The following is a 25,426-nucleotide window of genomic DNA, read 5'->3' as shown; positions in this document are numbered from 1 at the left end:
ACTTACTAAATGACGGGCATTGGGCGGCTTTGGGCTGGAAAGATTTACGGCACTAACACAGGCAACCTATTTGCCGAACTTGAGCCTAGCGATGGTGCATTCAATGGAACACTTCGCCTTTTAGACGACAGATTTGGCGTTGCGATCTATTCCGTCACTGGAACGTTTGATGGCGTTTCAATAACAATCCAAGGCACCCCCTCTCAGTCCGCAGAGGGGCAAGAACTCGGCGTACTCAATGCCACGGGTTCACTAGGCCCCGAGGGCCAAATCAGAGGTCAATGGTCAACTACCATTGGCACCGGGGGCACATACGTTTTATTGCCGCATGATGCGGCGACTCCCACAGAGGCCGCCACCGGACTAACGGCAGAGCAACTACATACAGCGTCAAGGAATATCGGCGCCCTTCGCCTCTACGCCGATGACATACAAGAACTCATCGATCTCGTGAGCCGAGACTTCGCTCAGGGCCGCGTGGTCCTCACTTACCGAGAACGTGGGCACGAGGTCTCACGGTACGCATCTGATATGCAGACCGACCTCGGTCGCTTGGGAGAGCTTCGGTATTTGAAGTTATACATTCAATGCCCCGATGCTCATGGCATTAATAAATTCGCGCTTATTGAACTCAATGCCGCCGGCATCAACGAAGTGCGAGTGCAAGGCATTCAAGAATCTTGGGTTGTTGGCAAAGCTGAAACCATCGCAGCTGCGCTAAAACGCTCCCAGAAAACCCTATCAACAACCTTTCGCACGTTTGGCCTTAATATCAACGGGCTTTTAGCCATTGGCACTCTCGTATTTCTTCCCGAGCTTTCGTTAACACGAAGGGTACCCTTTGTATTCGCAATGGCTTTAATCGGATGGGGCATTTTACAAGTTCACACCCGCTTCATTCCAAACGTAATCGTTTATCTCTCATCGAAAACGCCAACTAAGATTGAACGCGCGTGGCCTCAGATTCTTTCATGGCTCATCGCAGCAACGTCAGCAGTCGTAGCATCGATCGTCTACGGCATCCTAAAGGGAGAATACATGCCAAGTTGGGTAACTAAATTTTCTTGGTGACCTTTGCGCCAGTCGACGCGCTCACCATTAGTTAGAATCCAGAACCAGCACCTTTGGAAGAAGGCATAACGTTTTGGGTAGCATTCTCGATTGCAACTTCATTCCGTAGAACGAAGCCACTATCAGCCAATAGAAAAACTATGAACGTCAAAAGACGACAGTGCATCTTTTGTGGGCGTCATCCGACCAATAAGAACCGAGAGCACGTTCTGCCACAGTGGCTGCTAGAACTCACAGGCGACCCCAATCGTGTAGTCACGATGGCTTTTTCGCCCACGACCGGATTGCCGATACAGTTCGCGTGGTCTGCACTGGTCATGCCTGCTTGTGAAGCGTGCAACGACCAGTATAGCGCACTAGAATCAACGGTAAAGCCGATCATTCTTGATCTTCTTCAACGGCTTCCCATTACCTCAAGCCAAGCATTTACGCTTCTTGATTGGCTCGACAAAGTGCGCATTGGGCTTTGGCTACATCAGCTCATACTACAAAATGCGATCGGAACAATCGACCCTCACCTCTACGTCAACAACAGGATCGGCGCGAAGGATCGCCTCTTGTACCTCTACACACTCGACGGACGAGGCAAGGGCTTGAACGCATTCGGTATTGAAAGTCTTATATTTCAGCATCAGCCAAGTTGCTTCGCTCTGAAGATTAACGACGTTGTTTTATTCAATGCATCAACAGATTATGCCTTCTCCAAGCGCTGTGGCTTCTGGCATCCGGAGCGCATGGAAAACCTTGTCGACGGAGAAAACGCAGGGAAAGTTCAATTCGTTGGATACGCCATGCATCGCAAAACTAGTCATCCGATTGTTAAGTTCCCTCTTATCAAGGCTGCGCTAAGGATAGTTCAACCCATCGCGCAACGGAGGGACGATGGAAGTTTCTTTGGACCACTGGGACAAAACGAAAGCTTCCACTTGACCCACATATCGGATGTCGAGAAAGGGGCTGGCGTTGTGTTTCAACAACTCGACGACGGAGTCTCTCCAATCTTTCAATTTAATTATCCGCTTCCATTTGAAAACGTAGACGCTGATACGAATGGCGCTCTTAAGGACATCATTGCTCAAGTCTATCGCTTCCAAAACTATCTTGCGGAGCAAGGAGGTAAATTCGTTGGAAGCCCAAAAGCCGTGGAATATGCACGAGACATGGCCAAACTTTTTGCAATAAATAATGAAATGAGAGCGGTCATGTCGGAGACAGGCACGCCTTCGAAAGACGGCCGCGATCCAGTCACTTTAGCATTTCGGGATGCAATGAATGCATCCCGTCTTGGCGGCTCTTAACGTCAGAACGCTGTCGCCTGCCACGGAGCCCAGCCGCCTTGTCCGGGATGCCGATAGTAAGCGTAGGGCGGATTAGCGCAGCGTAATCCGCCACAACCGTTTCTCGGCGCAATACGCTTCGCTATTGCGCCCTACCCGCTGCGTTTCCCTAGTCCCTTGGATGTCTTGCAGTGCGCGGTCAAACCGTCCACGGCCATGGTCGAGGCACGGGGCGCTATTCATTCATCTGAGGTCGGACACGGCTAGGCGCTGGTGACGCAGCGTCGCGTGATGTGGTTGATGTCCAGCGCCCCCACCTGCCGCATGATCGTGATGAACTCATCGTCCAGGATCTGCAGCACCCGGTCCACGCCGGCCTCGCCGAACGACGCAAGGCCCCACACGTATGGCCGGACTTGCCGGCGGCCGTTTTCAGCGTGACGGTCACCGAAGCGCCCTTGACGATGTCGCCCTTCGCTTCGGCTTTCAATGCAGTCCCGGAGATGACGAGCGGCAGCGTCTCGCGGTCGCTTCCGGACGTCAGGAGCACGGCGCCGGAAACGCCGCTGGCGGGGAGCGGCTTGTTGGCCTCGTTGAGGATGTTGAAGATCAGCACCTTCCCCGCAGCGATCATCTCGACATGCACGCCGGCGAAGATCGGCGAACCGACGGCATAAGCAAGAAAGAAAACGCCTCCGGCGAACCCCGCCTGTGTCTCCGAAAAGCCAGTGTTTGGTACGCAACGCCGGCGGGACGGCAGCATAATTGGCGATGCGTGCCGCCGTAGTAGGACTCGCGCGGCGCATGGGTCAGCGGCACACCTCTTCGTAGTCGCTCGACCAGGTCTGGATTGGCGATGAACGGGCGCCCGAAGGCCCCAGCATCGATCTTGCCGGCTGCGCGGCGCTCGATCGCGAGATCGTAGCTTTTGTTGCCGATATACAAGCGCGCTTTCGATGCTCAGTTGGCGGTTTTCGTCGCCTCATCGACCGGCTGACCAAGTCCGTCCTGGGTCAATCTTCGCGTCGTCACCGTGACGAGGAAGGCGACCTCGCGTATCGGCAAATCCTTTTCGGATTAGTGCTGCATATCGGCCAGTTCCTCCACGAGCACGCGAACATTCTCGCTGTAGTCCACCGGCACCACCACGAGGTGGAGGCCACCGGCTGCAAAGGCCTTCTCCAGTGTGGGTGCCAGACCGCCCGCCTCGGTCACGCGATGACCCTGGGCACCGTAGGACTGCGCGTAGGCAACGAAATCCGGATTGCCGAAAGTCATCCCCGCATCGGCGAAACCGTCGACGGCCTGCTTCCACCTGATCATCCCGTAGGCGTGATCCTCGATTACGAGCACGACGAGATCGAGCTTCAGACGCTGCGCGGTCTCCAGTTCCTGCGAATTCATCATAAAACCGCCGTCGCCGGCGACAACGAGCACACGGCGCTTCGGATTCAGCAGTGCCGCCATCATGCCCGACGGAAGCCCCGCTCCCATCGTCGCAAGCGCGTTGTCGAGCAGCAGCGTGTTGGCGACGTCCGTGCGGTAGTTGCGCGCGAACCATATCTTGTACATCCCGTTGTCCAACGCGACGATGCCGTCGGGTGGCATGACCTGGCGAACGTCGTGGACGATCCGCTGCGGGGTCAGCGGAAAGCGGTCTTCGTTGGCCCGGTCGCCGATGTGGCGCAGGATGTCCGCGCGCACGCCGTCCCACCGCGTGGTCTGCTTGAGCTTCCCATCGAGCTCGGCCGCCAGCATGTCGAGACCTTTCGCAATGTCGCCGATAAGTTCAGCTTGCGGGTAGTAAACCTCCTCGACCGTCGCCGGCGTAAAGCCGATGTGGAGCACCTGATGGCGGCCACGCCCCATGATGAATGGCGGCTTTTCGATGGTGTCGTGGCCGATGGTGACGATCAGGTCGGCGCAGTCGATCGCGCGATGGACGTAGTCGCGTTCGCTCAGCGCCGCCGTGCCGACATAGTAGTCGGACGCCCCGCCGACGGCCCCCTTCCCCATCTGCGTGTTGAAGAATGGGATCTTCACCCGGCGGACGAATTCAGAGAGCGCGGGCGCGAGCATGGGCCTACTGGCACCGGCACCGAACATGAGCAACGGGCATTTCGCCGAGAGGATGAGCTCGGCCGCCTTCCGGACGGCGTCCGTCGAGGGCGCCGGGAGATCGGTCGGGTGGACCGGGACCACCGAAACGCCAGAAACCTTCTCCGCCGCGACATCTTCCGGAAGCTCCAGGTGCACGGGTCCGGGACGCTCCTCCATCGCAATCCGGAAAGCATTCCGGACGACGGTCGCAATCGAAGACGCACTTACGATCTGCTGCGACAATTTCGTGAGCGGCTTCATGCTCGCGACGACGTCCACGATCTGGAAGTGCGCCTGCCGGCTGGCGTGGATCGCCTTCTGGCCAGTGATCAGGACCATCGGCATGCCTCCCAGGAGCCCATAGGCAGCCCCTGTCGAGAGATTCAGGGCTCCGGGCCCCAAAGTGCTGAGGGCGACACCAGGCCTCCCTGTGAGGCGCCCGTGGGTCGCTGCCATGAAGGCGGCGGGCTGCTCGTGACGCGTGACGACCAGTTCGATGGAAGACTTGCGCAAGCTCTCGACGACGTCGAGGTTCTCCTCGCCGGGGACGCCAAAGATGCGGTCGACGCCCTCGTTTTCGAGGGCCGCCACTAGCAGATCGGAGCCTTTCATTTCCCGGTCCTCGTTGTTCATCGTCAAGCTCCTCCATTTGCCCAGTACCGTATCAGACAAACAGGCCCATTTAATGAAACGTTTGGTGGAACAGACGCGCGTCACCGTTGCCGCACTTTGAGAGCGACTGAGCTTGGCTTTCGGTGACGCGGTCGCGTGAAGCGAAAAATCTACGCCTTTATGAAGGACAAAATCTCGGCATTGATGATGTCGGCGTGGGTCGTACACATGCCGTGAGGTAGCTTCTCGTAGATTTTGAGTGTGCTGTTTTTCAGAAGTTTCGCGGACAGAAGAGCGGAATCCGCGATAGGGACGATCTGATCATCGTCGCCGTGCAGAACGAGCGTTGGCACAGCGATGCTCTTCAGGTCCTCGCTGAAATCCGTCTCCGAGAAGGCCTTGATGCCGTCGTGGTGCGCTTTTGCGCTGCCCATCATGCCTTGGCGCCACCAGTTTTGAATGATCGCCTGCGACGGTTCTGCTCCAGGACGATTGTATCCGTAGAACGGACCGCCCGAGAAATCGAGGTAGAACTGCGACCTGTTGGCTGCAAGCTGGTTGCGCAGGTTATCGAACGCCTCGATGGGCAAGCCTCCGGGATTGGCAGCGGTTTTCAGCATCAACGGCGGCACTGCGCCGATGATCACGAGCTTGGCTACGCGGCCGTTACCGTGACGAGCGACGTACCGTGTCGCTTCGCCGCCGCCGGTTGAATGTCCGATGTGAATCGCATTGCGCAGATCGAGATGTTCGACCAACGCAGCGACATCGGCCGCGTAGTGATCCATATCGTGGCCGTCGCTTACCTGGCTCGATCGACCGTGACCGCGTCGATCATGGGCGATGACGCGGAAGCCTTTGCCGACGAAGTGCAGCATCTGGTTATCCCAGTCATCTGAGCTCAACGGCCAACCATGATGGAAGACAATCGGTTGGGCCGATTTCGTGCCCCAGTCCTTGTAGAAAATCTGTACGCCGTCCTTGGTGGTGATGGAGGTCATGGGATCGTTCCTCTGCGTTGGATATATGGGGGGTATTGTTTGGATGCCGGCGGCCGACGTGAAGTTGACGACTAGCGAAATCGCATACGTAAGCGTGGTCGCAAGCCCCCTCCGTCGGGAAGCATTCGCAAGCCCACTGACGACGCGTTTCGAGTTCATCGTTCGTCTCCTGTCGTTGACGTGGCACGATGATTTCTAGTGAAGCAGGCGTCCTTCTGCGCCAGAGCGATTGCTCGACCTGCAGAGCGATTGCCGTCAGACAACGCGTCGGCGCCAATCGGTCGGAGTTTCGCCCGTCAGCTTCCGGAACGCCGGGGCGAACGCGGTTTGGGACGAATAGCCCAGCGCTGCAGCGATGGCGCCCGGAGACCGCGAGGACGAAGTAATTGGTCGGATGGTGCCGGAGAGATCGAACTGTCGACCTCCGGTTCAGAAAGCCGCAATCCACCCCGTGGGCGACAGATGCGGACATTCAGCGATCTACAGCTACAATGCCGTCTGCTGCTTCGCTCAAGACCTCGCGACGCACCGGAAGCCGAGCACCCAGAGGTTGCGCACTTTGGGACCATCGAAGGTGAAGATCGGCGCGCCCAGCCAGTCGATATGCTTGCCAGTCGGCGGATGGCCGAACATCGCTTCGCGCTGGATGTCGTGGAAGAACACCTCGCCGGAAACGCGGTGCCCCTCCTCGATCACTACCAAAATGTCCGTCGCGTAGTGCTGCGCCAAGCGAGGGCGGATTAGCGCAGCGTAATCCGCCGCCACTGTTTCTCGGCGGAATACGCTTCGCACTTGCACCCCACGCGCTGCGTTTTCCCTAGTCCCTTGGATGTCTTCCAGTGCCCGGTCACGCCGCCGACGGTCATGCTCGATGCACGAGGCGCTGTTCATTCATCAGAGGTCGGGCACGGCTAGGCGCTGGTGACGCAGCGCCGCGTGATGTGGTTGATGTCGAGCGCACCCACCTGCCGCATGATAGTAATGAACTCATCGTCCAGGATCTGCAGCACCCGGTCCACGCCCGCCTCGCCGAACGACGCCAGGCCCCACACGTATGGCCGGCCAATGCCGACGGCCGTGGCACCCAGAGCGAGCGCCTTCAGGACATCGGTGCCGCGGCGTACACCCCCGTCGATCAGCACCGGGATGCGGCCGCCCACCGAATCCACGACCTCTGCCAACACACCGATCGTCGACTGCCCGCTCTCTTCCGCGCGCCCGCCGTGGTTGGAGACGATCAGGCCGTCCACGCCATGGCGCAACGCCTCCTTGGCGTCCTCGCCCGTCATGATTCCCTTCAGCACGAGCTTGCCCTTGACGATCCCGCGCAGGCGATCGACGAATTCCCACGTCATCCCGGTGCCGTAGAGGTTCGTGACCTTGGAAACATCGATGTCCGCGAAGTTGGCCTTGCGGCTGACCTCATTGGTGAAGCCCGGCGTGTGACAGCCCGAGCACTCGCGCAGGTCCTGGCGTCGCTCGCGGAACAGGGTTTCGGTGTTGCGGCCGCCCTGGCGGTCGACCGTGAGAACGATCGCCGGAGAGCCTGCACTCTCGGCGCGCTGCACCAGCGCCCGCGTCACGTTCCAGTCGTCGGTCGGATACAACATGAACCAGGCGGGCCGTCCGTGCGCCTTGTTGACGTCGACGATGCTCGCATTATCGACCGTCGAGAGAATCATCTGATGGTTGCGCTTGGCAGCGGCGCGCGCCACGGTGACCCCCGCCTCGGGATCGTAGGCGCCGAGGCTGCTGACCGGGCACATGAAGATGGGGCTGGCCCAGGTCTCGCCAAAGATCTTCACGCTGGTGTCGATTTTCCGGGCATCGATGAGACGCTGAACGCGGATATTGTACTTCGCGAAGGCCGTGTGATTGGCGTCGCGCGTCACGTCGCCGTCGACGCCGCTCTGGAGGTAGCCCCAGTGCGCCGGCGCGTCCTGGCTGAGCACGGCCTTCTTCGCCGCCGGCTCGAACTCAAACACGTCCAGCGCATCGGTTGGAGCGGTGATGATGCCGTCCGGACCGAACGCTCTTCGCGAGCCGCGCAGCACGTCGTAGCTCTGCGCGAGGGCTTGATGCGAGTTAGCCGTCAACAGGGTGGTGATCGTACCGAGAGAGGTCGCCGTGAGAAGAGGACTGGCGGCGAAAAAACGCAGGAGTTGGCGGCGCGCGATCATGGTGCGCTCTGTAACGTCCGGCGCCCCGGCTGCACTTGTCGCCTTCGCCAGCGTCGTCCTGCGCGAGAGACCTGTCATCGTGTTCTTTCGAATGCGAATGAGTGCTGCAGGTTAGGCGGATTGGTCTGTATCGTCGTCACGTCAGTGTCATCAGGTAGGCGATGACATTCCGGCGATATAATGACAATTCTGGTCGCATGTCCATCGGCAAGCGGTGGCCGGATGAGCGCAGCGTAATCCGCCATTGTCGTATCGGCGCAATACGCTTCCGCCTTCGCTCTGCGAGCTACGGCGGACAGGTCGCACTTGCGCCCCACGCGTTGATGTCGGACGTTGCGCCCGTTGGGAGGCGACCGCGCGTCGACCTCCGTCATTGACGAGTCCTGCGATGCTCTATCTAGTTGCCGCAGTGCCGCCACGCGGCAGCCCGATGACCGGAATATCCATATGCGCTTTCAAATAGCTCGCTGCCTCACGCGTCTCACCGTCGCAACTCTGCTGTCCGCCGCACTGTCGCTGCCCGCTCACGCGGACACCGGCAAAGTCCGCTTCAAGTTCTTCAAGGCCGGATGGTTCATCGGAGCGCAGGCAGGGAGCGGAATCCTCAGTTTCCGTGGGGAGATGTATCCGTTTCGCATCGGCGGCGTGAGCGCGGGCCTGACGTTTGGGGGCTCCTCGACCGATCTGGTCGGCGCGGCGCAAAATATGCATCAGGCTTCGGACATCGAAGGCATTTATACGGCGCTCGGTGCAGGTGTGGCGGTCGGCGCAGGCAGGCGCGCCATCCAGATGCGCAACGCCAAGGGCGTCGTCCTGACGCTGGAAGGCGAGCAACTGGGCCTCCAGTTCGATTTCGACCTGAGCGGTATGAGCGTCTCCATCCAGAACCAGTAATCGGATGCACCAACGTCGAGATGTTTGCTGCCGGTGAAACCATCGTGACCCGCGCATCACGAAACCCGGCCGCTCGCCGTCCGGCGCTGTGAAGCGGGGCGACTGCGTATCGCGAAAGCAAGCGTAGCCCGGATTACGCGGAGTTTATCATCGGGCGCGCTACGCGCGACCCGTTGGCTTCATCCGGGCTACAGACTATTATAAGTTCTCATGAAACTAAGCCAGAAATCCGACGCTGTCTGGACCTCACAGCAGGACGAAGAATTGCGGCGGCAATTGTCGGTCGGTCGCAGCGTCAACGAGATCGCGATCCGGTTGAAGCGGTCACCGCTATCAGTCCGCACCCGCGTCAAGAAGCTCGGCATCAGCCAGCTGCAAGCGGATTAGCGCGCTGCCATCAGCCATGACGAAGGGCCCATTCATCTTCAGCGCCAAACGCCGTCGCCGCTGGCGGCGCAGCCTGCGCTCGGCGCAACGGACGCTCGCGAAACTGCCGCGCGCCATTCAAATCACTGGCGCCGTCGCAATCGTGCTTGTCACCCTCGTGCTGTCCAACCTCATCTATCACGTGATCCACAAGCCGACCGAGTTGTTCTTCTTTGTCGGCCACAGGCTGGACAAGGAGCCGGCCGAGACGTGGCGGCATTACGGGCCGCTGTTTCGCGCCTTTTCGACGCGGTCGATCACGCCCGAATTGCTCGCTGCGCTGGCGCAGGTCGAGAGTTCCGGCAATCCCCTGGACCGTACCTATTGGCGCTGGCGGCTCAGCTTCAATCCGTTCGCGATCTATCGGCCGGCATCCAGCGCCGTCGGTCTCTTTCAAATGACCGATCCGGCCTATGCCGAAGTTTCGCGCTTCTGCATCCGGGCGAACGCGGTTCAGGATACGGGCTGCGGCTTCGGCCCCTATATTCGTGCCATCCCGAGCCATGCCACCGAGCTCGCATCGATCTATCTGGACCGCAATGTCGCCGCGGTCCTCGCGCGCGCCGGCGGCGTGGCGCCGACCCCGCAACAGGTGCAGGATCTCGCCGCCTTCATCCATCTGTGCGGTGGAGGACCCGCCACCGCTTATGCACGCCGTCGCTTCCAGATGACGGCCAATGAGCGATGCGGCGACCATTCCGTTGCGGGTTACGTCTCCAGGGTCAACGCGCTGAAGCGCAAGTTCCTGCTGATGGCATCCGATAGCGATAAATAGCGCGTAGTTTGGGTCGAGCAAGCGCAGCCGGGATGAAGCTCTTGCGTCATCCGGGATTGATCCCCTCAGTTCTTGAACCTCGCCTGCCCGGACTTGCCGTCGGCGGTCTTCAGCGTGACGCTCACCGACGCGCCCTTGGCGATGTCGCCCTTCGCTTCGGCCTTCAATGCCGTCCCGGCGGTGACGAGCGGCAGCGTCTCGCGGTCGCTTCCGGACGTCAGCAGCACGGCGCCGGAAAAGCCGCTGGCCGGGAGCGGCTTATTGGCCTCGTCGAGGATGTTGAAGGTCAGCACCTTCCCCGCAGCGATCATCTCGACATGCACGCCGGCGACATCCTCCATGGGTCCACCGTTCGGCCCCTTCTGATGGGCGTGCTGCGCCATCGCTGGAGCCGCCAGCAACAGCGCGGATAGGACGAGCAGGATTGTCTTCATCAATGGTCTCCGTGGGTGGCGTGGGCAGACATCGCCTCCACATGGACAGGCGACGATTCCCGGCGGAACAGGATGTAGAGCGCGGGAAGAACGAGCAGTGTGAGGATGGTCGACGAGACGATGCCGCCGATCACGACCGTTGCGAGCGGGCGCTGCACCTCGGCTCCCGCCCCCGTCGCGATCGCCATCGGCACGAAGCCGAGCGAGGCCACCAGCGCCGTCATCAGCACAGGCCGCAGGCGCGTCAGCGCGCCTTCGCGCACGGCCTCCTCCACCACCTTCTTTCCTTCAAGGCGAAGCCGCGCGATGAAGGTGATGATGACGAGACCGTTGAGCACCGCAACGCCCGAGAGCGCGACGAATCCGATGCCCGCGCTGATCGACAGCGGAATGTCACGCAGCAGCAGCGCGAAGATGCCGCCCGTCAGCGCCAGCGGCACGCCGCTGAACACCAGCAGCGCGTCGGCCACGGAGCCGAGGCTGATGAACAGCAGCAGGAAGATCAGCAGTAGCGCGATGGGGACCACGATGGTCAGGCGCTGCGTCGCCGAGACGAGCTGCTCGAACTGACCGCCCCAGCCGATCCAGTAGCCCGCCGGCAACTTGACCTTCTGGGCGATCTGCTGCTGCGCCTCGCCCACGAAGGAGCCGAGATCGCGTCCGCGCACATTGGCGGAGACGACGATGCGGCGCTTGCCGTCCTCGCGGCTGATCTGGTTCGGGCCCGGTGCGACCGAGATCTCCGCCAGTTCCGACAGCGGCGCATAGCGCATCTGGGCCAGCGGCGAGGTCCCGAACGCCGCCGGCATCGCCTTGCTCTGGCTCGGCTGGCCCTCCAGCGGCGGCAGCGGGATCGGCAGCGCCTTGATCGCCTCGATATCCGTCCGGAGGTCGTCCGGAAGGCGTACGACGAGGTCGAAGCGGCGGTCGCCCTCGAACACCAGGCCCGCGGTCTTGCCGCCCACCGCAATCTCGACCAGGTTCTGCACGTCCGACACGCTGATGCCGAAGCGCGCCAGCGCCTTGCGGTCCAGCTTGACCGTCAGCACCGGAAGCCCGGCGACCTGCTCGGTCTTGACGTCCGCAGCGCCCTGGATGTTCTGCAGCGCCGACTGCACCTGCCCCGCGATCCCTGCCAGCACGCCGAGATCGTCGCCGAAGATCTTGACGCCGACGTCGCTGCGCACGCCCGAGATCAGTTCGTTGAAGCGAAGCTGGATCGGCTGCGAGAGTTCGTACAGGCTGCCGGCGACCTCCTCGGATGCGGCCTCGATCTCCTTCATCAGATCGAGCTTCGACTTCTTCGGATCCGGCCACTGGTCGCGCGGCTTGAGCATGACATAGCCGTCCGAGATCGACGGCGGCATCGGATCCGTTGCCACCTCCGCGGTGCCGGTGCGAGCGAAGGATTCCTTCACCTCTGGAATCCTGGCCAGCCGCCTCTCGAGCGCCATCTGCATCTCGAGCGATTGCGTGAGGCTGGTTCCGGGGATGCGCATCGCCTGGATCGCGACGTCGCCCTCGTCGAGGCTCGGGATGAACTCGCCGCCCATCCGCGTCGCGGCGTATCCGCTCACGACGACCAGCGCCACGGCCGCGGCCGCCACGATGACGCGCAGACGGATCGCGATATCGAGCAACGGCACATAGGTCCGGCGCGCGGCGCGCATGAACCAGTTCTCCTTCTCCGAGACCTTGCCGGTCACGAACAGCGCGACAGCGGCTGGAACGAAGGTCATCGACAGGATGCTGGCACCCAGCAACGCCATCAGCACGGTCAGCGCCATCGGCGTGAACATCTTGCCTTCGACGCCGGTCAGCGTGAGCACCGGCAGATAGACCACGGCGATGATCAGCGTGCCGAACAGGCTGGGCTTGATGACCTCGCGCGACGCTTCGATGATCGTCTCGAAGCGTTCCTCGCGGCTGAGCAGGCGCCCTCGCTTTGCCTGTTCATGGGCGAGCAGACGCAGGCAGTTCTCCACGATGATGACGGCGCCATCGATGATGATGCCGAAATCGATTGCGCCGAGGCTCATCAGGTTGGCGCTGACCTTGTTCTCGAACATGCCCGTAATGGTGAACAGCATGGACAGCGGAATGACGAGCGCGGTGGCGAAGGCCGCCTTGAAGTTCCCGAGGATGAGGAAGAGGATCGCGATGACGAGCAGCGCGCCCTCGACCAGGTTCTTCTCGACGGTCGCGATGGTCGCATCGATCAGATGGGTCCGATCGTAGATCGCGCGCAGAGAGATGCCCTCCGGCAGCGACTTCTGGATCTGCTCCAGCTTCTGCCCGACACGCTGCGCGACGGTCCGGCCGTTCTCGCCGATCAGCAGCATCGCCGTGCCGAGCACGACTTCCTTGCCGTCGACGGTCGCCGCGCCGGTGCGCAGGTCGGTGCCTTCCTTGACCTCCGCGACGTCGAGGATGCGGACCGGGACGCCGTTCCGGGAGCCGATGACGATCTGCCGGATCTCCTCGACGTCAGCGACCTGTCCGGGCGTGCGCACCAGATACTGCTCGCCGTTCTTCTCGATATAGCCGGCGCCGACATTGGCATTGTTGTTGGCGAGCGACGTCATCACGTCGCGGAAGCTCAGACGGTAGGCCATCAGCCTGGCCGGATCCGGAAGCACGTGGAACTGCTTCTCGAAGCCGCCGATGGTGTTGACCTCGTTGACCCCCTGCACGTTGCGGAGCTGGGGCTTGATGATCCAGTCCTGCACGGTCCGCAGATCGCTCGGCGTGTAGGGCTTGCCTTCGGCGTTCTTCGCCCCCTCCTTCGCCTCGACCGTGTACATGTAGATCTCGCCGAGGCCGGTCGACACCGGTCCCATCGCCGTCTCGATGCCGGTCGGCAGCGAGTCCTTCACCCGCTGGACGCGTTCGTTGACGAGCTGACGCGCGAAATAGATGTCCGTGCCGTCCTTGAACACGATGGTGACCTGACTGAGGCCGTAGCGCGACAGCGATCGCGTGTTCACGAGGTTCGGCAGGCCGGCCATCCCCGTCTCGATCGGGAATGTGATGCGCTGCTCCACCTCCAGTGGCGAGAAGCCCGGCGCGTTGGTATTGATCTGAACCTGGACATTCGTGATGTCAGGGACGGCGTCGATCGGCAGGCGTGTGAAGTTCCAGACGCCGAAGGCGCCCATCATCAACACGGCGATCATGACCAGCCAGCGCTGGTGCACGGAGAATGCGAGAAGCCTGTCGATCATGGTTGAATTCCCGGAGCGAGCTCAGTGTTCATGGGACGCCGATCCCTTTCCGAGCTCCGCTTTCACGATGAAGCTGTTCTTCGCCGCGTATCTGTCGCCGTCGAGCAGTCCGAACAGGATCTCGACATTGTCGGAGTCGCGCGCGCCGAGTTCGACGTCGCGCGCCTCGAACTTGTCGCCGTTGCGGACGAAGACGACGCTGCGGTTCTCGACCGTCTGGATCGCCGACGCCCGAACGGCGATCGCGACCGGCTTGGCTGACAGGATCAGCCGTGCCGAGACGAACAGGCCCGTGCGCAGGCGCATGTCGATATTCGGCACAACGGCGCGCGCGAGCGCGCTCTGCGTGTCGCTGCTACCGACCGGCGAGATATAGGACAGGCTGGCCTCGATCGGTTTTCCACCATCGCCGACATCGATCAGGATCTTGTCGCCGATCCGGACGCGCGGCAGGTTGCGACGGTAAACGGACAGATCCACCCAGACCGTCGAGATGTCGGCGACGATGAAGGCCGGCTTCTGCTCGGAGGCATATTCGCCGAGCGAGATCTGGCGGTCGATCACCGTCCCCGAGATCGGCGCCCGCATCTCATAGACGCTCAGGCTCTGGTTGCTCTCGATCTTCGCGAGGAGTTCGCCCTTCTCGACGGTGTCGCCGATGCGCTTCTTGATCTCGCGCACGACGCCCGGGAAGCGCGGGGTCACCTGCACCAGCGTCTCCTGATTGGGCTGCAGGATGCCGTTCAGCACCAGAGAGTCGTGCAGCGTTTCGGTTCTGGCGGTGAGGATCTCGATGTTCGACGAGGCGACGCGCGCATCGCTCATTTCCACGACGCCCTCTTCACCGTGACCTTTCTCGTCGTGCCCCTTCTCACCCTTGGTCTTTTCACCTTTAGTCTTGTCGCCCTGCCTGGCAGCCTTGGAAGTAGCCGCGGTCTGCGTGTCGGACTTGCTCGGTGCGGTGGCGTAAACCCCGGCGCCGAGCGCGAAGATCGCAGCGGCGCTCACCAGGACCATGATTGGCTTGTTCATCGTGCGCTCCCCCGCGCCAGTGCAAACGGATTGCCGACCAGCCCCTCGATGGTGGCGACGGCAACGTGGAAATTCTGCTGGGCTTCCTGTTCGCGCAGGCGCGCTTGCGCGACACTGGCCTGGGCGTCGAGCACTTCGAGCAGCGAATAGCGTCCCTGCCCGTAGCCTTCGGAAATCGCGTCGGCCGCGTCCCTGGACTTGGGGATAGCGGTCTCGCGCAGGATGGCGAGTTCGCGCAGCGAGCCCTGCAGCGAGTCGTAGGCGCGGCCCGCCACCACGATCAGCATGTTGCGGTTGCCCTGGCGTTCTGCGGCGGTCTTGGCGAGGCTTTCCTGCGCGGAGAGGATGTTGCCCTGGTTCTGGTCGAACACCGGGATCGGCACCGACAGCGAAAGCCGAACGGCGTTGTCGCCGGTCTCACTGAAGCGGCGCCATCCGGCGGAGACCGTGACGTCCGGATAGGGCTTCAACCGGGCGAGCAGCAGTTCGGCGTTGCGCTGCGCATAGATCGCCTTCCAGCGGACGAGCTGCGGATTCGCATCAATCGCCGCGACCACCGACTGAAAGGTCGGCGGCCTGCCGGTCGCCTCCAGCCGTCCGGAGACGGCCGCGAATTTCGCCGCGCTATCGCCCATCAGGATCGCCAGTTCACGGCGCGCGCTCGCGAGCGACGACCTCGTGCGCTCACGGTCGGCCTTGACCAGTGCCGACGCGACCTCGGCGCGTCCGGTCTCCGCAATGGATGATGCGCCAGCCTCGACGCGCCGCTGCAGCAGCGGCGAGATCTTGTCGATCGCCTCGATCTGTTCGTCGAGAATCTGAATCCGTCGCTGCAGGCCGAGCACGCTCACGAAGGCGATCGCGGTCTCGGACAGCACTTCAAGCCGGACGGCCTGGCGTCCGATGCCCGCGGCATCGAGACCTGCCTGACCCGCTGCGACGCGCGCATCGCGCTTGCCCCACAGCTCGAACATCTGGCTGACCTGCAGCGTGGTCTCCGCCGAGCGGGTTCCCCTGTAGGCGCCCGAACCGAACGAATTGTCCTGTTCGTACGAAATCTCCGGATTGATCAGCGCGCCGGACTGGATGCGCTGGCCACGCGCGATTCCGACGTCACGCTCGGCGGCAGTCAGACGCGGGCTGGCGGCGAGCGCGCGTTGAAGCGCAGCACCCATGGTGAGGGTTTGCGAATGAGCTACCCCCGTCAGCGACGAACTGACGAAGAGCACAGCCGCGCATGCGAAACGCGTGGCGATCTTCGAGAACATGATGGAAACCTGACGAATGACGGAGTCTGGGCGCCAAGCGCCCGGCGATGACGGTCAGGTCAGGAATTTGGGTGGGGGAGGATCGATCCCGCGCGGCAGGCTGCGACGCTCGACATCGTGGAAAACCGCAGTGCGGGTCTCGATGGAGACGGGCATCGCCGCGAAGACTAGCGGCTGTGCCGTCACAGAGAAGCAGCCGTGGCAGTGATTGTCCGCGACGACTCCCTTGTCGGAATGGCCGGTCGCCTTCTCCGCGAGCGAGACGGTCGTCGCTCCGGACGGATTGGTCACATCGCATTCGCAGAGACCGTGCATGGCGCCGGCAAAGACGTACGTCGCCAGCACAACCATCACCAACGCCCTGCGCGAGATGCGCAGCAGGCCATGGCGGAAGATGCGGGCGAAAATCGTCACTTTGAGCGTCTCTTTCAAACTCTGCGAGCGAGGTAGCACGGATCGGCGATTCATGTCGATCCGCAACAATGTAACAACGTATGGTTATGCGCAGGGTACGCATTGCCTGCGTGTTACCATGTTAACGAGTAACCAGATCGCAAATGTGGCAAGCGCGACGTCTGACCACATGGTCATGATCGCGGGAGGTAGCTGCAGGAGAGGAACTCAATCGGACGGGTTGAGTGCGCTTCGGCCAGTCTCACCGAGACGTGGAAAATTCGTTGCCCTGCATGCCATCTGTCCTGATCTGCCCGAGCAGGCCGTAGATGTCACCGAGCACCCAGAGGTCGCGCACCTTCGGCCCGTCGAACGAAAAGATAGGCGCTCCAAGCCAGCCAACGAGCTTTCCTGTCGGCGGATTGCCGAACATCGCTTCGCGTTGAACGCCATGGAAGTAGACCTTGCCGGAAACGCGATTGCCCTCCTCGATCATCAGGAGAATGTCCGTCGTATAATTCTGCAGCACGCCGGTGACCCAGCGGACATAGTCGGCGAACTGGGCATGTCCGACCAGCACCGGTCCGAGCGATCCCCTGAAGGTGAAATCCTCATGGAAAATTTGCGGGATCAAAGTCACGTCCGCATGGTCCCACATATCCTTGTAGAAGGCGCGGACCACTTCCTTCTGCGGCGTGAGCGTCACGCCATCGAACGTCATTGGCTTTTCAAGATGATCGCTGCGTGTGTTCATCGCCCTCGGCCCGGCATGATGGGATTGAACAACAACACTAGCAATCGCAGGGCGGATTGGCGAAGCGTAATCCGCCGCCATCGAGATGTTTGCGCAGCGGAATACGCTTCGCTGTTCCGCCCTGCAACTGAACGGCGACCGCCTCCTGCCCCTCACGTCAATCTTGCACACGGCCCAGGAAACCGGGAATATCCCGCCCAATTCAGAAACGCCCCCGGGAGATTCCAGGCCTATGAAGTTCGATGACGTCATTCTCGGCCGCCGCAGCATCCGCGGCTACAAGCCAGATCCGGTCCCCAAAAAGCTGATCGAGGAAATCATCAACCTTGCGATGCGCGCGCCGTCGTCGATGAACACCCAGCCATGGAATTTCTATGTCGTGACCGGCGAGCCGCTCGACAGGATCCGCGCCGGCAATACCGAACGGATGATCGCAGGTATCCCGCAGTCACGCGAATTTCGCACCGGTCAGGCTTTCGGGGGTCATCACCGCGACCGGCAGGTCGGCGTCGCCAAGCAGTTGTTCTCGGCCATGGGGATCGCCAGGGACGACAAGGAGATGCGGCAGGACTGGGTGCTGCGCGGCTTCCGTCAGTTCGACGCGCCGGTCTGCGTGATCGTGACCTATGACCGCGTGCTGGATGGCAGCGACGATACACCGTTCGATTGCGGCGCCGTGGCAACCGCCCTCGTCAATGCGGCCTGGTCGCGCGGCCTTGGCGCCGTGATCAACAGCCAGGGCATCATGCAGTCACCGGTGGTGCGCGAGCATGCTGGCATTGCCGACGATCAGGTCATCATGAAAAGCATTGCGCTCGGATGGCCGGATGACAGCTTTCCCGCCAATGCGGTGGTGTCCGAACGCAAGTCGGTCGAGGAAGCCACGGTGTTCGTCGGCTTCGACAACTAACGCGTCGCCTATTGCGGTCCGACTGCGCCGGTGTGTTTCAGGCGGGATGATCTGACCCAGCCTGTGACGCCGCCGCCCGTTGCACGCGCATACATCACCGAGGTCCACCCGTCGCGCGTTTCAGCATAAGCGACCAGATGATCCCTGGGGATGACAAACACACCGGCCATCGCGCAATGCGCGCTTGGCACCGAATGGAATTGCAGGCGCCCTGTACCGGTGACGACGGCGCCGAGCGGCGGCAAAAAGATCGGCGTGTCTTTGGTGCCGGTGCCGGGCTCGTTGCAGGCGGCGACTGCCGGAGACGCCAGGAGCGCCAGCGCGATCACCAATGCTTTCGACGTCACGTGCATTCTCCCGGGGCTGATTGAGCGAGGCCGCGTCTCGGTATCAGCTCTCACCCTGGGTTGGTCGGGCAAAACGCATTGCGGTTCAGCAAGCGCTGGGCGGATCGACGTTGCACGCGCCCTATGCGCGCAGCGCGGTTGACGTCCCTGCCTTTCCCGCGCATCCAGCCTCCAACGAGAAACCTGGGGACGGAACGTGCTTTACCTGATCTGGGCGCTGCCCGCGCTGGCGGTGATCGGCGCCATCGCGAGCGGGCTCGCCGGCACGCTCCCCGCCTCGCTCATCGGTCTCGCCACGGCGCTTGCAGTCGCGCTGGCCACCGCCCCGCAACTGTTCGGGATCGCTGACGCTGGAACGGCGCTGCTGCGCGGCGCATGGATCGGCTGGATCGTCGTGCCCTACATTCTCGGCGGCTTGCTGTTCTGGCAAATGGCAATCCGCCCCGGCGACGCGGCGATGCCGGTCGAGACGTCACTGCCGGATGCGCATGCGCGGCGCCGCCTGCTGTTCACCGCCTGCTATCTGATCGGGCCGTTCGCGGAATCGGCGACGGGCTTCGGCATCGGCATCATGGGGACGATGGTGCTGATCCGCCGCCTCGGCCTGAAGCCGATCGAGCTCCTCGCCTTCTCGCTGATCAGCCAGACCATGATCGTGTGGGGCGCCATGGGCAGCGGCGCGGTGGTCGGCGCCGCCTTCGCGCGAACCGATCCCACCGCGCTCGCGCTGCGCACCAGTCTCATCTATCTCGTGTTCAACATCCTGTGGCTGCCCATCTACTGGCGCATGGCGGAGCGCGCCGGCATCGGAGCAGACTGGCGCGAGCGCGCCAGCGAAGCGCTCTGGCTGCTCGGCAGTCTCGGCCTCGCCATCGTCGCGACGGCGTTTCTCGGACCCGAGCCGGCGATGCTGGCGGCGTTCGGGCCGGCCATCGTGCTGCGTTATCTGATCGACGAGAAGCCGGACCGCGCGGCGATCGCCGCTGCGGCACGGCGCATGCTGCCATTCACGCTGCTGATCGGCTGGCTCGCACTGACACGCCTCGTGCCGCCGCTCAATCACCTCCTGCAGTCGTCTTGGAGCATCCAGCCTTTCGCAGGCGTGCCTATCTGGGCGCCGTTGTTTCACGCCGGCACCTGGCTCGTCGCGGCGGCCGTGTTGACCGCCCTGCTGCACGGCCATCAGCGGGCCTTCCCTGCGGAGATCGCAGCCGCCTGGAAGACCGGCCGGCTCGCGGTGCTTACCGTCATCGTGTTCTCGATGATGGCCGAACTGCTGTCGCGCTCGGGGATCGCCGGCGGCCTCGCCCGCGGCATGTACGACACGTTCGGCGTCTGGTCGGTGACGGTGACGCCGATGATCTCGGCCGTGTTCGGCGCGCTGGCCAATAGCGGCAATGCGGCCAACGGATTGTTCATGCCGTCGCAGCTCAGCCTTGCGACCGAAGCCGGCCTCGACGTCGCCGCCGTCGTCGCGCTTCAGCATGCCGCCGCGCTGTCGCTCAACATGGTCTCGCCGGTGCGGATGTCGATCGTCTGCAATCTCGCCGGCACGCCCGGCCACGAGCGGGACGCCTATCGCGCGATGCTCCCCTTCGTCGTGGTCATCGTCGCGGTTCTGCTCGTCATCTCCGTCCTCATCGCCACCCGGCTCATCTGAGGTTCTGGATCGATGCCGCCGGTTGGCTGAAAGCCGGGGGTGATCACCCTCACCCGATCTTGAGCTTGCTGTAAGCCTCGCTCGTGCAAATGATCACATGCTCGGCACAGCCGCTAGTCCGGTGCGGGTCGCAGAGATTTTCATAGTCGGGTGACGTCATCATCTCGATGAAGGCTGCAACGGAGGGATAATACACCAGCGCCAGATAGTCCCACTGCTGGTGATCCGGTTCGCCGAGCGCGACGGCCTTGGCGTCGCCGGTCCACAGCAAGGTGCCGCCGCGTGCCTTGATCATCGGCACGGTCAGCGCGCTGTAACGCAGATAGGCGTCCCAGCCCGACCCATCGCCGTCGAGCGAGCGCTCGCGGAATCGCATCAGATTGACCATCACGACCGGCCCCTGATGCGCGAGCTCTGTGAGACCCTTGACGTTCAAGAGATCGACACCCATGCACAATCTCCTGTTTCAGCAAGCCGCGGGCAGATAAGCGAACACCGGTTACGCCTCGGGATCGACATCGTCCAGGAACGTCGCTGTGGGAACGAAGAACAGCGTCCCCGTCACCGCGCGGCTGAAATCCAGCAGATGGTCGTAAGTGCCAGGCGGGTTGCCGATGAACATGTTCTCCAGCATCTTCTCAATGCGCTGCGGGGAACGGGCATAACCGATGAAATAGGTACCGAACTCACCTTTGCCTACCTCGCCGAACGGCATGTTGTCGCGCAGGATTTGAAGCTGCTCGCCGTTCTCTTCAATCGACGTCAGGACGTTGTGCGCATACGGCTTCTTCTCGGAATCGCGCTGTTCGATATCGGACAGCTTGTGCCGGCCGATGATGTTCTCCTGTTCCTCGACGGGCACCTTGTTCCACCGCGCGACGTCGTGCAGATATTTTTGCACGATCACGTAGCTGCCTCCGGCAAAGCCGGGGTCTTCATCGCCGACAAGGGTGGCCGCGTCAGCGGCCTGACCGACAGGGTTTTCAGTTCCGTCAACAAAGCCGATCAGATCGCGGTCGTCGAAGAATTTGAAACCGTGCACCTCGTCCACGGCCGAAACCGCGTCGGCGAGCCGCGACATGATGTGCGTCGCCAGCTCGAAACAGAGATCCATGCTCGCCGCGCGGATGTGAAAGAGGATGTCGCCGGGTGTTGAAACGGCGGTATGCACGCCGCGAATTTCGCGAAACGGATGCAAGTCTTTCGGACTCGGCGCTCCGAACACCCGACTCCAGGCGTCAGAGCCGAACCCCATGATGCACGACAACTGCCCATTGAGATTGCGGAATCCCACGCCGCGCAGCAGGCTCGACAGGTCGCCGCACAAGCCACGAACCGCCTTCTCGGGGGCCGGTCCGGGATTGATCGTCACGACCAGGAATATCGCCGCCCGCGTCAGCCTGGCAGCGACCGACTGGGACACGGGAGCCGGCAAGCTTGAAACCATGTTCGACCCATCCGATATCCGTTGCGTCACGCATCTTTCGCACGACGAAAGACAAGATGCACCGTCGCCTTACTGCCGGCTGACATGCGTCCCGGGCAACCTGCCCGCATTCCACTTACCATCGATCGCCCGCTCGATCTGCGCGGCCAGTTGCAGCAGCAGGCCGTCATTGGCCTGACGCGTCTGCGCCTGGATGCCGAGCGGCAATCCGTTTTCCTGCGCCGCGAGCGGCAGCGAGATGCCAGGGATGCCGCACAGATTGGCGAGCGGCGTATAGGCGAAATTCTTCCAGAGATTGGCGAACCAGTCATGCACCGACGGATTGGTGCTGGTGGTGAGATATTCCGATGTGCCGACCTTCGGCGTCGGCTTGGCGGTAATCGGCGTCAGGATGACGTCGTAGCGCTCGAAGAACGAGCCAAAAGCCCGCGACGTCGTATTGAACACGGCTTGCATCGCGTTGCGCTCGGTATAGGACGTGTTCAGCCCGCTCTCCCAGATCTTGATATTGATCGGCTCCAGCAGATCGGTGGTCGGTTTATCCAAACCGAGCCGCGCCAGATGACCGGCGATCACCTGCGCGAAATTGCTGATGTAGCAGGTCGTCTGCGCCGCAAATGCGTTACGGAAATCCACCTCCGGCAGCGCCCATTCCACGTGATGGCCGAGCCCTTCGAGCATTTTGCCGACACGCTCCAGCTCCGCAACGAAATGCGGCGGTGCTTTGTAGTCGCCCCACTCATGCGACAGCGCGATGCGCAGCTTGCCCGGGTCGCGCTTGATGAGATCGCTATAGGGTTCGGCCGGTGACCAGAACGGCATGAATTCGCCGGGTGCGCCGCCGCGGCAGTTGTCGACGAAGGCTGCGGTGTCGCGCACGCTGCGGCTGACGCAGCCCTGGATCGAGACCAACCCGGAGAGATCTGACAGCGCGGGCGCCAGCGAATAGACGCCGCGCGAGACCTTCAGGCCGATCAGGCCGTTCACACCCGCGGGAATGCGGATCGAACCACCGCCATCTGTGGCATGGGAGATCGGCAGCACGCCGGCCGCGACCATCGCCGCAGAGCCAGCGGAGGAGCCACAGGTGGTGTAGTCGGTGTCCCAGGGATTGCGGGTGACATAGAGCTTGTTCTCGGCCGAACTGCAGACGCCGAATTCCGGCGTGGTGCTGCGGCCAATGATGTTGAGCCCGGCGCCGCGGATCTTGCCGGTCAGGAAGCTGTCCTGCGCCGGGCGATGCCCCTGCATGATCATGGAGCCGAATTCCTGCAGCCGTCCCTTCAGGGTCGGGCCGAGGTCCTTCATCAGGTACGGAACGCCAGCGAACGCGCCGTCCGCATTCATGCCGTCCTTCAGCGGATCGGCGACCACGTCATCGAACACTTCGACGACGGCATCGAGCGCAGGATTGGTGCTGGCGATGCCGGCCGCGGCCTGCGCCGCCAGATCGGCCGGCGTCAGGTCGCCCTTGCGCACGCGCGCGGCCAGCGCCACTGCGTCGTGTTTGGCCCATTCGTCCCAGCCCATCGCCAATGTCATGTCGCACGTCCAATTCGAGATTCGGTTGGTGCGAGCCTAGACCGGATGGCGGTTTTTTCGAAAGCCGTGGCAGGTGCCTTGAGCGCGCGGCAGACGCAGGGCAGACCAGCGTGCCGAAGCGCGATAGCCGTCACCCGCCCCCGGCGGCGGTGGCAAATTCCGATTGGATGCCGCCGTGGGACTGCACAACCGGGCCGCCGGTACCCCGGGTGTCGCTTCGCTCACCCGGCTACGCGGCGCTTTCGTCAGTTTGCCGAGAACGGCAGAGAATACGGCCGTCCGAACGGGACCCCGCCGCGCACGGTCTGGACCGCCTTCAGATAGGCTTTGCCGGTGCGGGGCTTGTTCGACGTGTCGAGCAGTTCGACCGGGCCTTCGACGAGTTCGAGAATGGCCACGTCCGCGGGCGCACCGACCTGCAGCGTGCCGAGCTTGGGCACACGGTTGATGACATTGGCCGGCTTGATCGTGGCGGCCGCGATCACCTGATCGAGCGAGAAACCGAGCGCGAGAAACTTGCTGAGCACCCAGGGCAGATACGGCCGGCTCGGTGTATTCGCCGCGGCCACATGGACGTCGCTGGAAATCGTATCGAACACGAGCCCCTGCTGGATCGCCTCTTCGGCAATGTCATAGTCGAAGCTGCCGGCGCCATGACCGACATCGATGATGACGCCGCGCTTCTTCGCCTCCAGCAGCGCGGGAAGCACCTTGCCGTTCTGCACCGTGTTGTTGCCGAGCGCGCTATATGGGTGAGTCAGGATATCGCCGGGACGCAGCGTATCGACCAGCACCGACAGATCGCCCGGCGCATTGCCGATGTGGCACATCACCCGCCCCTTGGTGCCCGAGCGTTCGACGGCCAGAATGGCGCGCTTCAGCGGTTCGATACCGTTATTGCCGACGAATGCCAGCGTCTCGCGCACCTTGGCGCCGAGCACGAGATCGGGATTTTCCGCAATCGTGCGCGCCGCGGCATCGACATTGGCGTAATCGATATTCAGCAACTCGCCGACGGGAAAGCCCGCAAGGCCGATGGTCGAGATGTGCACGAAGGCAAACAGCCGGCTGCGCGAATGCCCGACGACATCGCGCTTGAATCCGGCAAATGTGTTGGCGCCGGCATCTCCGGCACTCACATAGGTCGTCGTCGCCGAGAACGGCACTAGCTCATCCGGCGGAATGCCGATCGCCGACCCATAGGGATAGACATGGGTGTGAAGATCGACGAGGCCGGGCGTCACCAGTTTGCCCTTGGCATCGATGCTCTGCTTTGCGCGCTCCGCTGGAATGCTCGGCTCAACGGCGGCGACCTGCCCGAACTTGATGCCGATATCGCGAATGCCGCGCAGATTCTGGCTGGGGTCGATGACCTCGCCGCCCCGGATTACGAGATCGAAACTCTCAGTGGGCTGCTGGCCGAACGTCCCCCCGGATGCGCCAAGCGACCCAAGCATGGCCGCGCCACCTGCCAACACATCACGTCGTGAAATCTTAGCCACTGATATCTCCGCCCCTGAACCAAAGTCCTGTCAGGCGAAGATAGTGGCCGGAACTCGAAATGTGCTTTCGTTGATTTTGATTTCGCGGCGCTTTTGAGCTCCGCCGCGATCAAACCGGAGCAACAGATAGTCGCAGCGATGATTTAATGAGGGTCGCGACAATGTCGACCGAAAGCTTTCACAGGAATCCGGCGCTGCGACATGCGCCGCCTCGCCTAGCCGCAATTCCAGATCGGTCCGATCGGGGTTCGCGTCCAGCATGGGCCCATGCTGCCGCCATTGTACTGGCCGCGATAGAAGCCGGGCCGGCCGAAATAATACTTCTCGCCGTCGGACCAGCGATAATAGACCGGGGTACGGTCGATGTACCAATGGCGCCGATCGCGTTTGGCCATGCGCAGGTCCGCGCGCTTCTGCATGAACAGCGGAACGCTGTTGTTCAGCGGCTGGTGATAGCCCGGCAGGAAGCCGTAGCCCTTCCATTGCTGCGGCTTCTTCTTCACCGGCGCCGCCAGCGCAGCGGCGGAGGTGAGCGACAGGACGAGAGCAATCGATAGACACATGAATCGCGACATGC

The 25,426-nt window shown here is 62.2% G+C and carries 25 protein-coding genes; 7 read left to right on the top strand and 18 right to left on the bottom strand.

The features are described from left to right. Window positions 1-9 precede the first annotated feature (9 nt). Window positions 10-1,071: a hypothetical protein gene (locus AB7951_RS11860; protein WP_120289322.1), complete on the top strand. Its 1,062-nt coding sequence runs from the start codon at window positions 10-12 to the stop codon at window positions 1,069-1,071. Window positions 1,072-1,331: 260 nt separating this feature from the next. Continuing rightward, window positions 1,332-2,369, top strand: coding sequence for a hypothetical protein (locus AB7951_RS11855; protein ID WP_120289320.1), 1,038 nt, complete (start codon window positions 1,332-1,334; stop codon window positions 2,367-2,369). A 242-nt stretch (window positions 2,370-2,611) separates the two neighbouring features. Here AB7951_RS11855 and AB7951_RS11850 read toward each other — a convergent pair whose 3' ends face one another. The 6 genes from AB7951_RS11850 to AB7951_RS11825 all read right to left on the bottom strand — a co-directional run bounded on the left by AB7951_RS11850 (window position 2,612) and on the right by AB7951_RS11825 (window position 8,241). Then, on the bottom strand, window positions 2,612-2,719 hold the full coding sequence (locus tag AB7951_RS11850) for an alpha-hydroxy-acid oxidizing protein (RefSeq protein WP_244528224.1): 108 nt from the start codon (window positions 2,717-2,719) through the stop codon (window positions 2,612-2,614). 706 nt (window positions 2,720-3,425) lie between these two features. Beyond that, window positions 3,426-5,081, bottom strand: coding sequence for an acetolactate synthase large subunit (locus AB7951_RS11845; RefSeq protein ID WP_439068460.1), 1,656 nt, complete (start codon window positions 5,079-5,081; stop codon window positions 3,426-3,428). 149 nt (window positions 5,082-5,230) lie between these two features. Continuing rightward, window positions 5,231-6,061: an alpha/beta fold hydrolase gene (locus AB7951_RS11840; RefSeq protein WP_120292494.1), complete on the bottom strand. Its 831-nt coding sequence runs from the start codon at window positions 6,059-6,061 to the stop codon at window positions 5,231-5,233. 255 nt (window positions 6,062-6,316) lie between these two features. Beyond that, on the bottom strand, window positions 6,317-6,457 hold the full coding sequence (locus AB7951_RS11835) for a helix-turn-helix domain-containing protein (protein WP_309946277.1): 141 nt from the start codon (window positions 6,455-6,457) through the stop codon (window positions 6,317-6,319). A gap of 114 nt (window positions 6,458-6,571) precedes the next feature. Further along, complete coding sequence (locus tag AB7951_RS11830; RefSeq protein WP_147421732.1) at window positions 6,572-6,826, bottom strand: ester cyclase; 255 nt, start codon at window positions 6,824-6,826, stop codon at window positions 6,572-6,574. A 146-nt stretch (window positions 6,827-6,972) separates the two neighbouring features. After that, window positions 6,973-8,241, bottom strand: coding sequence for an alpha-hydroxy acid oxidase (locus AB7951_RS11825; protein ID WP_120292593.1), 1,269 nt, complete (start codon window positions 8,239-8,241; stop codon window positions 6,973-6,975). Window positions 8,242-8,688: 447 nt separating this feature from the next. Between AB7951_RS11825 and AB7951_RS11820 the strand changes: the two genes are divergently transcribed. The 3 genes from AB7951_RS11820 to AB7951_RS11810 all read left to right on the top strand — a co-directional run bounded on the left by AB7951_RS11820 (window position 8,689) and on the right by AB7951_RS11810 (window position 10,336). Next, window positions 8,689-9,135, top strand: a complete 447-nt coding sequence (locus tag AB7951_RS11820; RefSeq protein WP_089264036.1) for a hypothetical protein — start codon at window positions 8,689-8,691, stop codon at window positions 9,133-9,135. Between the two features lie 210 nt (window positions 9,136-9,345). Then, window positions 9,346-9,522 carry a hypothetical protein gene (locus tag AB7951_RS11815; RefSeq protein ID WP_158596860.1) on the top strand — a complete coding sequence of 59 codons (177 nt, stop codon included), beginning with the start codon at window positions 9,346-9,348 and terminating at the stop codon, window positions 9,520-9,522. 16 nt (window positions 9,523-9,538) lie between these two features. Further along, window positions 9,539-10,336: a lytic transglycosylase domain-containing protein gene (locus tag AB7951_RS11810; RefSeq protein ID WP_439066557.1), complete on the top strand. Its 798-nt coding sequence runs from the start codon at window positions 9,539-9,541 to the stop codon at window positions 10,334-10,336. Between the two features lie 65 nt (window positions 10,337-10,401). Here the strand turns inward: AB7951_RS11810 and AB7951_RS11805 are convergent, their stop codons facing one another. The 6 genes from AB7951_RS11805 to AB7951_RS11780 all read right to left on the bottom strand — a co-directional run bounded on the left by AB7951_RS11805 (window position 10,402) and on the right by AB7951_RS11780 (window position 17,408). Beyond that, a complete protein-coding gene (locus AB7951_RS11805) occupies window positions 10,402-10,770 on the bottom strand; it encodes a hypothetical protein (RefSeq protein WP_120292488.1) in 369 nt (122 codons plus the stop codon). Further along, window positions 10,770-13,994 carry a CusA/CzcA family heavy metal efflux RND transporter gene (locus AB7951_RS11800; protein WP_120292486.1) on the bottom strand — a complete coding sequence of 1,075 codons (3,225 nt, stop codon included), beginning with the start codon at window positions 13,992-13,994 and terminating at the stop codon, window positions 10,770-10,772. Before AB7951_RS11800 ends, AB7951_RS11805 begins: the two co-directional genes overlap by 1 nt. Window positions 13,995-14,015: 21 nt before the next feature. Beyond that, on the bottom strand, window positions 14,016-15,026 hold the full coding sequence (gene ihpB, locus AB7951_RS11795) for a divalent metal ion exporter adaptor subunit IhpB (protein WP_120292484.1): 1,011 nt from the start codon (window positions 15,024-15,026) through the stop codon (window positions 14,016-14,018). After that, complete coding sequence (gene ihpA, locus AB7951_RS11790; protein WP_120292482.1) at window positions 15,023-16,294, bottom strand: divalent metal ion exporter subunit IhpA; 1,272 nt, start codon at window positions 16,292-16,294, stop codon at window positions 15,023-15,025. Before ihpA ends, ihpB begins: the two co-directional genes overlap by 4 nt. A gap of 54 nt (window positions 16,295-16,348) precedes the next feature. Further along, on the bottom strand, window positions 16,349-16,777 hold the full coding sequence (locus tag AB7951_RS11785; RefSeq protein WP_439068461.1) for a hypothetical protein: 429 nt from the start codon (window positions 16,775-16,777) through the stop codon (window positions 16,349-16,351). A 172-nt stretch (window positions 16,778-16,949) separates the two neighbouring features. After that, the gene (locus tag AB7951_RS11780) at window positions 16,950-17,408 is read right to left on the bottom strand and encodes an ester cyclase (RefSeq protein WP_120292587.1); all 459 of its coding nucleotides are present in this window, start codon (window positions 17,406-17,408) and stop codon (window positions 16,950-16,952) included. 265 nt (window positions 17,409-17,673) lie between these two features. Between AB7951_RS11780 and AB7951_RS11775 the strand changes: the two genes are divergently transcribed. After that, a complete protein-coding gene (locus AB7951_RS11775) occupies window positions 17,674-18,351 on the top strand; it encodes a nitroreductase (protein ID WP_120292480.1) in 678 nt (225 codons plus the stop codon). Between the two features lie 8 nt (window positions 18,352-18,359). Here AB7951_RS11775 and AB7951_RS11770 read toward each other — a convergent pair whose 3' ends face one another. After that, window positions 18,360-18,698 carry a hypothetical protein gene (locus tag AB7951_RS11770; protein WP_147421730.1) on the bottom strand — a complete coding sequence of 113 codons (339 nt, stop codon included), beginning with the start codon at window positions 18,696-18,698 and terminating at the stop codon, window positions 18,360-18,362. A 196-nt stretch (window positions 18,699-18,894) separates the two neighbouring features. On the opposite strand from AB7951_RS11770, the gene AB7951_RS11765 reads away from it, so the two are divergent. Beyond that, the gene (locus AB7951_RS11765) at window positions 18,895-20,358 is read left to right on the top strand and encodes an L-lactate permease (RefSeq protein WP_120292476.1); all 1,464 of its coding nucleotides are present in this window, start codon (window positions 18,895-18,897) and stop codon (window positions 20,356-20,358) included. Between the two features lie 49 nt (window positions 20,359-20,407). On the opposite strand, the gene AB7951_RS11760 is transcribed toward AB7951_RS11765, so the two are convergent. The 5 genes from AB7951_RS11760 to AB7951_RS11740 all read right to left on the bottom strand — a co-directional run bounded on the left by AB7951_RS11760 (window position 20,408) and on the right by AB7951_RS11740 (window position 25,424). Further along, entirely contained in the window at window positions 20,408-20,809 is a 402-nt protein-coding gene (locus tag AB7951_RS11760; RefSeq protein WP_120292474.1) for a DUF1330 domain-containing protein, read from the bottom strand. A gap of 48 nt (window positions 20,810-20,857) precedes the next feature. Next, window positions 20,858-21,805, bottom strand: a complete 948-nt coding sequence (locus tag AB7951_RS11755; protein WP_120292472.1) for a Dyp-type peroxidase — start codon at window positions 21,803-21,805, stop codon at window positions 20,858-20,860. Window positions 21,806-21,874: 69 nt separating this feature from the next. Continuing rightward, window positions 21,875-23,347, bottom strand: a complete 1,473-nt coding sequence (locus tag AB7951_RS11750) for an amidase (RefSeq protein ID WP_120292470.1) — start codon at window positions 23,345-23,347, stop codon at window positions 21,875-21,877. 245 nt (window positions 23,348-23,592) lie between these two features. After that, entirely contained in the window at window positions 23,593-24,849 is a 1,257-nt protein-coding gene (locus AB7951_RS11745) for an amidohydrolase/deacetylase family metallohydrolase (RefSeq protein ID WP_120292468.1), read from the bottom strand. A gap of 215 nt (window positions 24,850-25,064) precedes the next feature. Further along, window positions 25,065-25,424: a hypothetical protein gene (locus AB7951_RS11740; protein ID WP_089264657.1), complete on the bottom strand. Its 360-nt coding sequence runs from the start codon at window positions 25,422-25,424 to the stop codon at window positions 25,065-25,067. Window positions 25,425-25,426 lie beyond the last annotated feature (2 nt).

Origin of the sequence: Tardiphaga sp. 285_C5_N1_2, from assembly GCF_052076065.1 — a bacterium.
Lineage (GTDB): Bacteria > Pseudomonadota > Alphaproteobacteria > Rhizobiales > Xanthobacteraceae > Tardiphaga > Tardiphaga robiniae.
Note: the sequence above shows the minus strand (reverse complement) of the source record. Positions and strands in the feature narration are given on the sequence as shown.